General features: G+C 65.9%; 11 protein-coding genes. 8 read left to right on the forward strand and 3 right to left on the reverse strand.

Going from position 1 to position 13837, the window contains the following annotated elements; genetic code table 11:
• From VGI62_RS08065 to VGI62_RS08085, 5 genes are all read left to right on the forward strand, one after another.
• The coding region (locus VGI62_RS08065; protein ID WP_414695654.1) for an AMP-binding enzyme at positions 1-491 on the forward strand (491 nt) is incomplete at its 5' end.
• Positions 488-2080: a carboxyl transferase domain-containing protein gene (locus tag VGI62_RS08070; protein ID WP_331503891.1), complete on the forward strand. Its 1593-nt coding sequence runs from the start codon at positions 488-490 to the stop codon at positions 2078-2080. The genes VGI62_RS08065 and VGI62_RS08070, both read left to right, overlap by 4 nt.
• Before the next feature lie 2 nt (positions 2081-2082).
• Positions 2083-3003 carry a DUF3667 domain-containing protein gene (locus VGI62_RS08075; RefSeq protein ID WP_331503892.1) on the forward strand — a complete coding sequence of 307 codons (921 nt, stop codon included), beginning with the start codon at positions 2083-2085 and terminating at the stop codon, positions 3001-3003.
• 13 nt (positions 3004-3016) lie between these two features.
• Positions 3017-4912: an acetyl/propionyl/methylcrotonyl-CoA carboxylase subunit alpha gene (locus VGI62_RS08080; protein ID WP_331503893.1), complete on the forward strand. Its 1896-nt coding sequence runs from the start codon at positions 3017-3019 to the stop codon at positions 4910-4912.
• Between the two features lie 22 nt (positions 4913-4934).
• Positions 4935-6029 carry a branched-chain amino acid aminotransferase gene (locus VGI62_RS08085; protein ID WP_331503894.1) on the forward strand — a complete coding sequence of 365 codons (1095 nt, stop codon included), beginning with the start codon at positions 4935-4937 and terminating at the stop codon, positions 6027-6029.
• Positions 6030-6051: 22 nt separating this feature from the next.
• On the opposite strand, the gene VGI62_RS08090 is transcribed toward VGI62_RS08085, so the two are convergent.
• Together VGI62_RS08090 and VGI62_RS08095 are read right to left on the reverse strand one after the other, a co-directional pair.
• Positions 6052-6705 carry an SdpI family protein gene (locus VGI62_RS08090; RefSeq protein WP_331503895.1) on the reverse strand — a complete coding sequence of 218 codons (654 nt, stop codon included), beginning with the start codon at positions 6703-6705 and terminating at the stop codon, positions 6052-6054.
• Positions 6702-6998, reverse strand: coding sequence for an autorepressor SdpR family transcription factor (locus tag VGI62_RS08095; RefSeq protein ID WP_331503896.1), 297 nt, complete (start codon positions 6996-6998; stop codon positions 6702-6704). Before VGI62_RS08095 ends, VGI62_RS08090 begins: the two co-directional genes overlap by 4 nt.
• A 317-nt stretch (positions 6999-7315) precedes the next feature.
• On the opposite strand from VGI62_RS08095, the gene VGI62_RS08100 reads away from it, so the two are divergent.
• From VGI62_RS08100 to VGI62_RS08110, 3 genes are all read left to right on the forward strand, one after another.
• Positions 7316-9517 carry a TonB-dependent receptor gene (locus VGI62_RS08100; RefSeq protein ID WP_331503897.1) on the forward strand — a complete coding sequence of 734 codons (2202 nt, stop codon included), beginning with the start codon at positions 7316-7318 and terminating at the stop codon, positions 9515-9517.
• Between the two features lie 177 nt (positions 9518-9694).
• Positions 9695-11686, forward strand: coding sequence for a serine hydrolase domain-containing protein (locus VGI62_RS08105; protein WP_331503898.1), 1992 nt, complete (start codon positions 9695-9697; stop codon positions 11684-11686).
• A 232-nt stretch (positions 11687-11918) separates the two neighbouring features.
• Positions 11919-12374 (forward strand): YybH family protein, encoded by a 456-nt coding sequence (locus VGI62_RS08110; protein ID WP_331503899.1) that lies wholly within the window; start codon positions 11919-11921, stop codon positions 12372-12374.
• Between the two features lie 170 nt (positions 12375-12544).
• On the opposite strand, the gene VGI62_RS08115 is transcribed toward VGI62_RS08110, so the two are convergent.
• A complete protein-coding gene (locus VGI62_RS08115) occupies positions 12545-13420 on the reverse strand; it encodes a TraB/GumN family protein (RefSeq protein WP_331503900.1) in 876 nt (291 codons plus the stop codon).
• Positions 13421-13837 lie beyond the last annotated feature (417 nt).

Raw genomic sequence — 13837 nt, forward strand, 5'->3', positions numbered from 1 at the left:
GGGAGCTCTGCACCCGTGGCTACTCGGTGATGCTGGGCTACTGGGAAGACCCCGACCGGACCGCCGAGGCGCTGGACGCCAGCGGCTGGATGCACACGGGCGACCTCGCGACCCTCGACGCCGACGGCTGCGGCAACATCGTGGGCCGGATCAAGGACATGGTCATCCGCGGCGGCGAGAACGTCTATCCGCGCGAGATCGAGGCATACCTCTACCGCCATCCGGCGATCGCCGACGTGCAGGTGATCGGCGTGCCAGACGTCAAGTACGGCGAGGAGCTCTGCGCCTGGATCGTGCTGAAGCCCGGTGCGGCGTTGACGGCGGAGGCGGTGCGCGAGTTCTGCCAGGGCCAGATCGCCCACTACAAGATTCCACGCCATATCCGTTTCGTGGAAGGCTTTCCCACCACGGTCACAGGCAAGGTGCAAAAGTTCGCCATGCGCGAGGCGATGATTGCGGAATTGAACCTTGTGCTGGAAAAGACCGCATGAGGAAGCTCAAGAGCGCCGTCGACACCGCCTCCAAGGCCTACGCCGCCAACGCCAAGCTGAACCGCGCGCTCGCCGCGGAACTGCACGAACGCGCCGGCAGGGCCGCGCTCGGCGGCCCGGCGGAGAGCCGCAAGCGCCACACCGGCCGCGGCAAGCTTTTGCCGCGAGACCGCGTCATGCGCCTGCTGGACGCCGGCTCGCCGTTTCTCGAGGTGGGCCAGCTTGCCGCATTCGGCCTCTACGGCGACGAGGCGCCGGCCGCCGGCCTGATCACCGGGATCGGCCGCGTTTCGGGCCGCGAGGTGATGATCGTCGCCAACGACGCCACGGTGAAGGGCGGGGTCTACTATCCGCTGACGGTGAAGAAGCACCTGCGGGCCCAGGAGATCGCGCTGCAGAACCGCCTGCCCTGCGTCTATCTGGTCGACAGCGGCGGGGCGAACCTTCCCTACCAGGCCGAGGTCTTTCCCGACCGCGACCACTTCGGGCGGATCTTCTTCAACCAGGCGCGGATGAGCGCCGAGGGCCTGGCGCAGATCGCCTGCGTGATGGGCTCGTGCACCGCCGGCGGGGCCTATGTGCCGGCGATGAGCGACGAGACGGTGATCGTCCGCGGCCAGGGCACGATCTTCCTGGGCGGTCCGCCGCTGGTGAAGGCCGCCACCGGCGAGGTGATCTCGGCCGAGGAACTCGGCGGGGCCGACACCCACGCGCGCCGCTCCGGCGTGGTCGACCACGTGGCCAACGACGACGAGCACGCGCTGGCCATCGTGCGCAACATCGTGGCCAACCTGAACACCCGAAAGCGCCTCGACATGGACCTGGCCGAGCCGCGCGCGCCGGCCTTCGATCCGCAGGAGCTCTACGGCATCGTGCCGGCCGACGTGCGCGCGCCCTACGATGTCCGCGAGGTCATCGCCCGCATCGTCGACGCCAGCGCCTTCGATGAGTTCAAGGCGCTCTACGGCGCGACGCTGGTCTGCGGCTTTGCACGGATCTGGGGCTATCCGGTGGCGATCCTGGCCAACAACGGCGTCCTGTTCTCGGAGAGCGCGCTGAAGGGCGCCCACTTCATCGAGCTCGCCTGCAAGCGGAAGATCCCGCTGATCTTCCTGCAGAACATCTCCGGCTTCATGGTCGGCGGGAAGTACGAGGCCGGCGGCATCGCCAAGGACGGCGCCAAGCTGGTGACCGCCGTGGCCTCCGCCGAGGTCCCGAAATTCACCGTGCTGATCGGCGGCTCCTTCGGGGCCGGCAACTACGGCATGTGCGGCCGGGCCTACTCGCCGCGCTTCCTGTGGACCTGGCCCAACAGCCGCATCAGCGTGATGGGCGGCGAGCAGGCCGCCAGCGTGCTGGCCACCGTTCACCGCGACGCCGACAAATGGTCGGCCGAGCAGGAGGCCGCCTTCAAGGCCCCGATCCGCCAGACCTATGAGGACGAAGGCAATCCCTACTTCGCCACCGCGCGCCTCTGGGACGACGGCGTCATCGACCCGGCGCAAACCCGCGACGTGCTCGGGCTCTCGATCTCCGCGGCGCTGAACGCCCCGGTCCCGGAGACGCGCTTCGGCGTGTTCAGGATGTAGCCATGGCCACCGGCGACCACCTGCTTGATGCGGTCACGGCCGACACGGTGGCGAGCGAAGCCAAGCGCGCGGCGCGCAACAGCCTGCCGATCGGCACGCCCTGCCCGAACTGCAACACCGCGCTTGCCGGTGCGTGGTGCTACCAATGCGGTCAGCGCGGCGAGGAGTACCACCGCTCGATTCTGCGACTGGCCGGCGAAGCGGTCATGGGCCTGTTCGACCTGGACGGCCGTATCTGGCAGACCTTTCCGCGTTTGATCCTGCGCCCCGGCAAGCTGACCCGCGACTATCTTGACGGCCATCGCGCGGTGCAGGTCCCGCCGTTTCGGATCTTCCTGATCGTGCTCTTGATGGTGTTCTTCGCCGGCAACTTCGACGTCACCCGCAACCACGAGAAATTCAAGCTCGCGGGGCCCAACAGTCCGGAGGCGGCCAAGATCCTGACGCCTGAGATGAGCAAGAAGTTCGATGCCGAGTTGGGAGACGTCGATGCATCGAATTGGCTGAAGGAGCGCCTGCAGTTTTCCCTCAGCCATCAGGACGCCTTCTTCGCCGCCATCGCGAGCTGGGGCCAGCGCTTCGCAGTCCTGATGCTGCCGATCGCGGCCCTGATGCTGACCGTGCTTTTCCTGTTCAAGAAGAACATCTACGTCTTCGACCACGTCATATTCTCGATGCACTCGCTGTCGTTCCAAGGAATTCTGCTGACGGTCGTGTTCCTGCTGGGCGGGTTTGGAGTGACCTGGGGCGCGCAACTGCTGTGGCTGTCGCCGTTCCATCTCTTCATGCACATGCGCGGAGCCTACCGGATCAGCGCCATCGGGACCTTGATGCGCATGTTCCTACTCTTCGTGGGCTCGACCATCGCCTTTGCTTTGCTGATCGCTGGCCTGGTGGTGGTCGGCCTCGCCGCGGCGCACTGAGGACGCCAGCCTGATGTTCAAATCTGTCCTGGTCGCCAATCGCGGCGAGATCGCCCGTCGGATCTTCGCCACCGCCCGCCGCCTCGGCCTGGAAACCGTCGCCGTTTATTCCGAGGCCGACGCCGAGGCCGCCCACGTGGCCGACGCCGACCGGGCGGTGCTGATCGGCCCGGCCGCGGCGCGTGAGAGCTACCTGGTCCCGGAGAAGATCATCGCCGCGGCCCGGGCCACCGGCGCCGAGGCCATCCACCCGGGCTATGGCTTCCTCTCGGAGAACGCCGACTTCGCCGAGGCGGTCACCGCCGCGGGCCTCGTCTGGATCGGCCCGCCCGGCGCCGCGATCCGCGCCATGGGCCTGAAGGACGCCGCCAAGAGCCTGATGCAGAAGGCCGGCGTGCCGGTGACCCCCGGCTACCTCGGCGAGGATCAGGCCGAGGCGACGTTGGCCAGGGCGGCCGCGCGCATCGGCTTTCCGGTGCTGATCAAGGCGGTGGCCGGCGGCGGCGGCAAGGGCATGCGCCGGGTCGACGAGGCGGCCGGATTCGACGCCGCGCTCGCTGCGGCGCGACGCGAGGCCAAGGCCGCCTTCGGCGACGACCGCGTCCTCCTGGAGACCTATGTCACCCGCCCCCGCCACATCGAGGTGCAGGTGTTCGGCGACCGCCACGGAAACGTCGTCCACCTCTACGAGCGCGACTGCTCCCTGCAGCGGCGCCACCAGAAGGTGATCGAGGAGGCGCCGGCGCCGGGCATGGACGCCGCCACCCGCAAGGCGGTCACCGAGGCGGCGGTGAAGGCCGCCAAGGCGGTGAACTACGTCGGCGCCGGCACCGTCGAGTTCATCGCCGACGCCAGCCAGGGCCTGAGGCCCGACCGCATCTGGTTCATGGAGATGAACACCCGCCTGCAGGTGGAGCATCCGGTCACCGAGATGGTCACCGGGCTCGACCTCGTCGAATGGCAGCTGCGGGTCGCCGCCGGCGAGCCGCTGCCGCTGCCGCAGCAGGAGATCGGCCTGACCGGCCACGCCGTGGAAGCCCGGCTCTACGCCGAAAGCCCGGCCTCGGGCTTCCTGCCCTCGACCGGCGTGCTGGAGCATTTCCAGCTGCCGGCCACGGTGCGCGCCGACGCCGGCGTGACAGAGGGCGGCGAGGTCACCCCCTTTTACGATCCGATGATCGCCAAGCTGATCTCCCATGCCGAGACCCGCGAGGCAGCCCTGGCCGAGCTTGCCGCGGCCTGCGACGACGTCGAGGTCTGGCCGGTGAAGACCAACGCCGGCTTCCTGGCCCGCTGCCTCGAAGCGCCGGCCTTCATCGCCGGCGATCTCGACACCGGCTTCATCGAGCGCAACCTCGCCGAACTGGCCCAGCCCCCCGAACCGTCCCCGGCCGCGCTCTCGGCCGCCGCGCAGGCCGCCCGGGCGGTCGATGAGACCGGCGAGATCCCGCCCTCCCCCTGGCGCGACCTGGCGGGCTTTCGTCTGAACGCCCCGCCGGAAACCGCGGTCCGCCTGTTCCTGGCGGGCAAGCCGGTGATCGCCCATGCGACCGAAACCGCCGTGCCGCGCTCCGTGCTGCTGACCGACGAGGACGAGATCGTGGTCTTCGAAGCCGGAGAAGCCTTCGTCTTCGCCGTCCACCCGCGGGTGGACGCCGATGAAGGCGCGGCCGGCGACGGGTCGGTCCGCTCGCCGATGCCCGGCAAGGTCACCGGACTTTCGGTCAAGGCCGGCGACAGGGTCACCAAGGGCGCTCCCCTGCTGACCCTCGAGGCGATGAAGATGGAGCACGCCCTCACCGCGCCCTTCGACGGGGCCGTGGAGGCCGTGTCCATCAGACTGGGCGATCAGGTCAGCGAAGGCGCGGTGCTTGTGAAGCTGACGGCTGATGCCCATGACAAGCCGTGACATTCGAAAGACGGGCCAATCGATGACAACTGCGCCATCACTGCTGTTCAAGACCCATCCACATCCCACGCGCATCGCGGACGATCAGCGCGCCGAACTCTTGCTGTCGCCGGGATTCGGCCGGGTATTCACCGACCACATGGTGACGATCCGCTACTCCGAAACAAAAGGCTGGCATGAGGCTGAGATCGGGCCGAGAGGCCCCATCACTCTGGATCCCGCGGCCGCCGTCCTGCACTACGCCCAGGAGATCTTCGAAGGCCTGAAGGCCTACAAGGCCGACGACGGACGCATCCTGATGTTTCAGCCGGAAGCCAACGCCCGTCGGTTCCAGCAGTCGGCTGAGCGCCTTGCTATGCCGGCGCTGCCGGAGGCCCTGTTTGTCGAAGCCTTGGAGCAGTTGGTCCGCGTCGATGCGGCCTGGATTCCGGACGGCGCCGGGAGCCTCTACCTGCGGCCATTCATGATCGCCACTGAAGTGTTCCTGGGGGTCAAACCCTCAGCCGAATATCTGTTCATCGTGATCGCCTCGCCGGTCGGCTCCTACTTCAAGAACCAGACAGGCTCGCTGTCGGTGTGGGTCTCCGATGACTATAGCCGCGCCGCGCCGGGCGGGACCGGCGCGGCCAAGTGCGGCGGCAACTACGCCGCAAGTCTCCTGGCCCAGGCCGAAGCCACGGCGCACGAATGCGATCAAGTCGTCTTCCTGGACGCCGTCGAGCGACGCTGGGTCGAGGAGCTGGGCGGTATGAACATCTTCTTCGTTTTTGATGACGGGTCGATCCGAACGCCCGCGCTCGGGGGCACGATCCTCCACGGGATAACCCGCAGCGCGGTCATCGCGCTTGCCCGGGCGCGCCGACTTGAGGTTCGCGAGGAGGCCTATTCCATCGAGCAATGGCGTGAAGACGCAGCCTCAGGGCGCCTGCGCGAGGTCTTCGCCTGCGGCACGGCTGCGGTCATCGCCGCGATCGGGCAGGTCAGGAGCCGGCAGGGCGACTTCACGGTTGGAAACGGCGAGGAAGGCGAACTCACCGGAACCCTTCGGGCGGAGCTTACAGACATCCAGCGCGGTCGATCCGAAGACACCCACGGCTGGACACATCCGGTGTCATGATCCTGGGTGGCGGTCGGAAGGCTCAGGCCCTCCGAGCCTCTTCGCGGGAAATCAGCGCCGAGTAGGCTGTGGCGGCTAAGGCGGCGCTCAGAGTCGGAATGAGCAAGGCCATCACCGCCGCCATCCGATCCTGAAACAGTACGCCACCGGCCACGGCGATCAGGCCCGCTATCAGAAGCCAGCCGCCGGCTACGCGGTTTGAGCGATCCCAGACGCGCTCGCTGGCCAGGGTCCACGGCGTCCGTACGCCGAACAGGCTGTTGAAGCGGACCTTCGGTAGGAAATTGCCGACCAGGACGAGGAACTCCCCGGTGGCGATGACAATCACTCGCACGGGATCGAACGATGCGCCGACAGCAGCCCCCACCAAGCTGAGATGCATGACAGCCAGCAGACTGATCGCGCCCAGCCATACGACGGCATAGGGCCGCACCGAGCGGTCCAATCCGCCCGGCGCGACCCGCGGCAATACCGCAAAGAGCAGGCTCACCAAGCCCGTGAGCGTCGGAAGCAAGAGCAAGACGAGGCTTGGCGATTGAGCGGCGATCATTCGACCGTCGAGCGTCAAGTGAAGCGGTATTGGCGCGCCCGACAGGTGGCTGAGCGCATAGGCGGACGCGGCGGCCATGATGGTCACGGTCAGTGCGGATACCGAAATGCAGCCGTCGAGTTTCATGCTTTGGCTTTCTGGGTCGGAGATGGGCGAGTGGCGAGGAAGCCGAAACCTTCCATGAGGTCGAGCAACGCCTCCTCTAGAACCGAGGCGTTGAGGCGGTAGATGAGCGTGGTACCCTGCCGCTGGACCTCGACCAGGCCGGCGTCGCGCAGGGTGTTGAAGTGGCCGGTGAGGGTGGGCTTGGACAGGTCGAACTGTGCTGCGATGTCGCCCGCGCTCATCTCGTGCTCGCGCAACATCCGAAGGATGGCGCGGCGGGTTGGATGGGCCAGGGCTTTGTAGACTTCCGACATCGATTCGATGGGTCCGGGGCAAAGGCGCCGGGGGGCGACTTGAATTTAGCGTATCGACAAATTAGTCGTCTTCCAAATTAAAATTTAGCGGACTCCCTAATTAAGCCGTCCACGTGGTGATCGTCGCGGCGCGAAGCCCGTCTCAGGGTGCTTCAGCGGACGAATGCTCGGCCCATTTCGAAATCTCCCCCTGTTACTTTGAAACCACGTCGCGCCAGGATCGAGACCAGTTTCGTTCGAAACCGGAAAACAATTTCCCATTCCGCAAAACATTGTCATCTTGAGTCGGCAAACATGCAGTAGGGGGAAGAATTTCCGTGGACGCTGTCTCCAGGTTGACCTTGCTTGCGGGAGCCGCGTTCGGCGCCCTCGCCGTTCCCTTCACGAGCTACGCGGCCGACGCCGCGCCGGCCGCCAGGGGCGCCTCGGTACAAGAGCTCATCGTCACTGCGCAAAAGCGGGAAGAGAGCCTTCTCAATGTTCCTCAATCGGTGACCGCCATTTCTGGCGACACGCTGAGCTTGAAACGGGCATCGACGTTCGAGGACTATGTCACCAGCGTTCCCGGAATGAATCTCGTCGCCCAACAGCCTGGATCGACCCGGCTCGTTCTGCGGGGGCTCAATACCGGCGGCGTCAGCGCAACGATCGGCACCTACGTCGACGAAACGCCCTACGGCTCCGTTACCGGCCTTGCCAACGGGGCGGTCCTCGCGCCGGACCTGGACACTTTCGATATGCAAAGGCTGGAGGTTCTTCGCGGACCTCAAGGGACTCTCTACGGCGCCAGCAGCCTCGGAGGCCTGCTGAAATTCGTCACCAACGCCCCAGACCCGTCCCACTACGCGGGCCGCATTGAGCTCGACGGCGAGGACACCAAATCGGGTTCGACCGGCGGTTCCGTCAAGGGCATGTTCAACGCCCCGCTCGGCGATACGGCCGCGGTCCGCGCCAGCGGCTACTACACCGATCAATCCGGCTTCATCGACGACCCTGTCCGTAACGCGAAGAACGTCAACAGCGCCCACTACAGCGGCTTCCGTTTCGGCTTCCTCTATCGCCCGATCGACAAGTTCAGCATCCGGCTCGCGGCGATCGGCCAGGATATCTCCAGCGCCGCCACGTCCACCGAGGACCTGAACCCCCAAACCCTGGAGCCCCTTTACGGCGATCTGACGCAAAGCCGGACATTCGCCGAGCCCAACAAGGTCGCCTACCGGGTCTACAGCGCCACCGCCGACTACGACTTCGGCCCCGCCAGTCTGCTGTCCGCGACGAGCTACGCAACGCTCCGCCAGGACACCAACGAGGACGGGACCGCGCAATTGGGGGGCGTGCTCACCGCGGTCTTCGGACAACCGCTGGGGGCCGGCCTTGTTCAGGACCTTGAGCAGAAGAAGTTCACCCAGGAGTTCCGCCTGTCCTCGCCGGCGCAGACCTTCGAATGGCTTGTCGGCGCCTTCTACACCCACGAGGAGAACGCGCTTCACCAGAACCTGAGCGCCATCAGCCTGGTGAATCCGCCTCAGGTCGTCACGGGCCTCGGCGGGCTGGAGGTGATCTCGTTGCCCAGCGACTATTCGGAATATGCGGCCTTCGCCAACGGCGATTACCACTTCACCGATCGATTCGACGTCAGTCTGGGGGGGCGATACAGCCACAACGAGCAGAACTCGACGCAGGTCACCACGGGCGCGCTCGTGGGTGGGGGCACTACGGTCAGCGGATCGTCGTCGGAGAACGTGTTCACCTTCTCCTTCGCGCCCAAGTACAAGCTAAGCGACGATGCGACGCTCTATGCCCGCATCGCCAAGGGCTACCGTCCCGGCGGCCCCAACGCCATCAACCCGCTGGCCCCCGCCGTCGTGCCGCGCACCTTCCGGTCGGACTCGATCATCGACTATGAGACCGGGATCAAGGCGGATCTCTTCGCCCGCAGCCTCTCCGTCGATCTGACCGCCTTCTACATCACCTGGAGCAACATCCAGCTCCTGGCCGATGTCGCCGGATTCGCCACCAACACAAACGGCGGGTCCGCCGAGAGCAAGGGCCTGGAAGGCAGCGCCACCTTTGTCCCGGTGTCTGGCCTGACCTTGTCGGCCAACGGCGCCTACACTCAAGCAAATCTCACCGAGGACACCTCACCCCTCCTCGGTGGCAAGGATGGTGATCGCCTGCCCTTCTCCGCGCTCATCGCCGGCTCGCTGAACGCTGACTATCTGAGCGCCGTGTCGGACAACCTGGACTGGTTCGTGGGCGGGAGCATCCGCTTCGAGGGTCGCCGGCGTTCCGATTTTGACGCCACGATCGGACAAATCTCGGTTCCGTCCTACACGGTCTTCGATCTTCGCGGTGGCCTGGATTGGCGCAACTACCGCATTGAGGCCTACGTGAAGAACCTGAGTGACGAACGCGGAATTCTCTCCCTCAGCGGTTTCGGCTCGACCCCCAACGGCGCTGTTCAGGCGGGCCTCGTCAGACCGCGCACCATCGGGCTGTCGCTCTCCGCCAGCTACTAACCGGGGCGTTCGGAGCGCCCCGAATGCGCCGCGCTCCCCTGGAAGCCGTGCAACCCAGGCCTCGCTACAGCGCTGCTGGGTCGCATTGCTTGGAGTTAATTTCTGTTTTTGAAAAATCCGTGAGACTGAACCGGTGAATTCAAGCGCGGCGTAGCAGGACTTTCGGGGGATATCGCAGTGAAGCTCAGATCAATGATCGGCGCCTTGAGCGCCGCCCTCGTCTTCGTGTCGAGCGCGAGCGCACAGGTTCCGCAGGAGACGGTTGCCCCCAAGGCCCCGACAGCCGCCGCCGTCGCGCCCCCCGCTGCTCCGGCGATCGCGCCGGCGTTGACGCAACAAGACCTCGACGCCTGGCTGGACGGCTATCTCCCTTACGCCCTCGCAAGCGCCGACATCGCCGGCGCCGTGGTCGTCGTGGTCAAGGACGGCCAGGTGCTGACCGAGAAGGGCTACGGCTACGCCGACGTGAAATCGCACCGCCCGGTCGATCCCAAGGCCACGCTGTTCCGGCCGGGCTCAGTGTCGAAGCTGTTCACCTGGACTGCGGTGATGCAGCAGGTCGAGGCGGGCAAGATCAACCTCGACGGCGACGTCAACCAGTACCTGGACTTCAAAATCCCGCCCTATGACGGCAAGCCCGTCACTATGCGCCAATTGATGACTCACACAGCGGGGTTCGCCGAGACGATCAAACATCTCTTCCCCGCCGACGCCAAGGCGCTGCTGCCCCTAGACAAATTCATCTCCCGTTGGACGCCGAACCGCATCTTCCCGCCCGGCGAGGTGCCGGCCTATTCCAACTATGGCGCTGCGCTGGCCGGCTACATCGTCCAACGCACGTCAGGCGAGCCCTTCGACCAGTACCTCGCCCGCCACGTCTTCGCGCCACTGGGCATGAACCACTCAAGCTTCTCCCAGCCCCTGGCGCCGAACCTGCTGGCGGGCATGGCCTCGGGCTACCTGAGGGCGTCCGGTCCGCCGCAGCCCTATGAGTTCGTGGGCCCCGCGCCAGCCGGCAGCCTGGCCACCACGGGCGATGACGTCTCGCGCTTCATGATCGCCCACCTGAACAACGGTCAGTTCGGCTCGGCGCGCATCCTCCAGGAGGCCACCGCCAAGGCGATGCACGCACCGCAACGCCAATATGTGCCGCCGCTCAACGGCATGGCGCTGGGCTTCTACCACGAGGATCGCAACGGCCACGTCATCATCGGCCATGGCGGTGACACCGTCGCCTTCCACTCCGACCTCCACCTGCTGCTCAACGACAATGTCGGTATCTTCATCTCGATGAACAGCGCAGGTAAGGACGGCCTGGTCGAGAATGTCCGCCAGAACCTGCTTAGCGGCTTCATGGATCGCTACTACCCCGCCCCATCGCCAGTTCTGGCGACACCGCCAACGGCGAAGGCGGACGCGGCCGTCATGCAGGGGACGTATTGGTCGAGCCGACGGGTGGACACCGGCTTCCTGCGCCTCCTCGGCCTCCTGGGTCAGGTTAAGGTCGCCGCCGGCAAGGACGGCACACTGGTCGTCTCCGCGTTCAAGGACGACTCCGGCGCGCCACTGGTTTGGCGGGAAGTCGGCCCGTTCATCTGGAAGGACGCCAGCGGCAAACACACCCTGGCGGCCGCGGTGAAGGACGGCAAGGTGACCGGCTTCGGGGAAGATGACCTCGGCGCGATCATGGTGTTCCAGCCCGTACCGTTCGCGGCCAACGCCGGATGGAACCTCCCGCTGCTCGGAGGAATGGTCGGGGTGCTGCTGCTGATGCTCGCCCTTTGGCCGATCCAGGCGCTGGTGCGCCGACGCTATGGCCAGGCCTTCCCCCTGTCCGGGCGCACGGCGCAACTCTACCGCGCCGTGCGGATCGCCGCCCTTGCCGATCTGCTGGCGCTCGGCGGCTTTGTCATCATCGCTCAGGCGGCGGGGACCAAGCTCGCCCTGTTCGACGATCCGTTGGACATCTGGCTGCGCCTCTTGCAGCTGCTGTGTCTGGTGGGCCTCGTCGGCGCCGGGCTGTCTGTGTGGAACGCGGTCCGTGTATGGACCGAGGGTGGGCGGAGCTGGTGGGCCAAGACGTCGGTCACCGTCACCATGCTCGCCCTGGTGGCCTTTGCCTGGTTCGTCTTCAGCCTGCAGCTGATCAGCCCCAGCCTTAACTATTGACCTCGGAGCGGGTGCCTGTCGGTCGGCCTTGAGAGGGTCGGCGACAGGCCATTTCGCTCAAACTGCCGCGCCGCGCGCCAGCGACCGCGATCAGCGCAGCTCTCCGGTACTCAATCGCCGGCCTTGACTGGGCCGAGGCGGGCGACGCCCTAAGCGCTTGCGACGATCGCATCCTCGCGCGAGCGCGGCGCCCAACGGGGATCAACCGAAGCCGGCGACCAGGAGACCGCCGTTGGCGTTTGCGCAGTTCGATGAGAGGTTGCCCCATCGTCCGGCGGAACGCGAACTCGGAGGGCCTAATCCCTTGTCAGCTGATACGCCGCAAAATTGCACGGCTGACTTTTCGGCCGCATTGATCGACCGGGATATCGATCTCGCCCTAACTCACCTCACAGACGACGTTGTGTTCTTCTACAGCAACGGATCGGTCATCCGAGGGAAGGATGGGTTCGCGACACTGATGACGGCGAGTTGGAAGATCGTCGAGGACTACAAGTACGCGACGCTGAATTCCACGTGGATCAGCGAGACAGATGTCGCGGCGGCTGTCATTTACAGCTTTGAATGGTCCGGCAAGGCCGGCGGCAACGCTATTTCCGGAGTCGGGCGAGGCACGCGGGTCCTGTCATGGACGCCGGGCGCAGGCTGGCGCATCGCCCATGAACATTTGAGCAATGGCCAGTGGTAGCCGTTGTTTTGGCAGCCCGCCTGCTCCCGCAGCTTTGCCAGTGAGGTGGCGTTTAGGGGCGCGGCGCGCGAAGTGATGGTCCGCCCTCGCGCCAACGGCCGACACGAATAGGCGCAGCCGCCTGGCCGGTCAGTCGGACTCACACAGTACTCGCCTTCGGCCGGTGGGCCTCAGATCCGCCGAGCGGCCATCCCTTCGCGTGCAAGGAGGGCGAGCACGCCCTCCGGGCCGAAAAGATGATCTGCGCCGACGAACACGAACGAGGCGCCGCCGCCCTTGATCATCAACCGAATCCGCGGAGGCCAGCGGCGATTTCGGACAGCGACCTCGGCTTCGTACTTTTGCGGATAGGCGCGAGCCTCGTCCGCGACCCGCCTCGTCTCCAGGCTAAGATCGCCGGATTCATAAGCCGCAGCGGCCCGGACATGGCCGCTCGCCCCCGCCTCGATCTCGTCCACGACGAACATCAGCTGTTCGACCTGCGCGGCCGACGAAAAGCCCGACCAGAGGGCAAGGTAGGCGTCTGTATCGGGGAGTTCGGTCCAAATCCGTTTGCCCTGCGCGGTCGCTGCCGCGTTGAGGACAGGACCAGGACCTGGCGCGCCAGACGCAGCCTGTCGCGCGTAGAACACGCCCAGGGCGCCGGCGGCAAGCCAGGGCTGGAATGCGGCGATTCTGTCGTATGTCGCGCCCACCCGCCCCACCGCGTCACGAACGCGGCGCTGTTCGGCGGGCGTGAGCCAGGTCGATAGCGGTCGCGCAGGATTGGTTCCCGCCGCAATCAACTTCGCCACTGCGTCAGGGCCAAGCTCGCCCGGCGCCTCTTCCCTCCAGAATGAGTCACACTCAGCGAGGGCCCGCTCGATTCTTGCGGAGCGCCAGGGCGCGGTCACCGCTCCGCCATCGCCCATCAGATAGACTTTCGCTCCGCCGCCCTGCACCTCCCAGCACGGATATGCATCCTCCGTGGCCGCCCAAGCTACGAGCCCAGTCGCCACCGAGGCCAGCCCGGCTGCACCGGCGCTCCGGCGTGTCCAAGTTCGCATACCCGCGCCCCGGTCGCAGCCGAACCTTAGCCAAGGAGTGTCAGGGCTTTCCAGGCTCCGAAAGCTACTTCGAAGCAATGTGTTCTCGAAGGCAGCTCGGGGGCAATCGGCTTTGTCGTTCCGATGGCGCCCCTGGGAAAGACTACAAGCGTCGGAAGAAAGGTAAGGCGTGAGATGGCACTAACGCGTTCATTCAATCGGAAGGGCTCCGCTGCCTCGCTGATCATTCCCACTCAAACGCGCGGACCGGCTTCAAGCAGTTGTCTTTTCTCGGGAATTTACGCGAGCGGGACGAACACCCCGCTCCAAAGACCGGCAACTCCTTGGGCTGTTGAATTCACAGGGCATATTGCGCTCAATTTTTTTCGCCTATCGCCATCTATCGCTATCAGACGGGTGACAGACCGAGTCAGAGTG

Origin of the sequence: Phenylobacterium sp. (genome assembly GCF_036495085.1) — a bacterium.
Classification (GTDB): Bacteria; Pseudomonadota; Alphaproteobacteria; order Caulobacterales; family Caulobacteraceae; genus Phenylobacterium.

Excerpts from the sequence above, each read along its gene's own strand:
- VGI62_RS08095 (WP_331503896.1), bottom strand. The coding sequence starts at position 6,998 with ATGTCGGAAGTCTACAAAGCCCTGGCCCATCCAACCCGCCGCGCCATC.
- VGI62_RS08115 (WP_331503900.1), bottom strand. The coding sequence starts at position 13,420 with ATGCGAACTTGGACACGCCGGAGCGCCGGTGCAGCCGGGCTGGCCTCG.
- VGI62_RS08090 (WP_331503895.1), bottom strand. The coding sequence starts at position 6,705 with ATGAAACTCGACGGCTGCATTTCGGTATCCGCACTGACCGTGACCATC.
- VGI62_RS08070 (WP_331503891.1), top strand. The coding sequence starts at position 488 with ATGAGGAAGCTCAAGAGCGCCGTCGACACCGCCTCCAAGGCCTACGCC.
- VGI62_RS08075 (WP_331503892.1), top strand. The coding sequence starts at position 2,083 with ATGGCCACCGGCGACCACCTGCTTGATGCGGTCACGGCCGACACGGTG.
- VGI62_RS08080 (WP_331503893.1), top strand. The coding sequence starts at position 3,017 with ATGTTCAAATCTGTCCTGGTCGCCAATCGCGGCGAGATCGCCCGTCGG.
- VGI62_RS08085 (WP_331503894.1), top strand. The coding sequence starts at position 4,935 with ATGACAACTGCGCCATCACTGCTGTTCAAGACCCATCCACATCCCACG.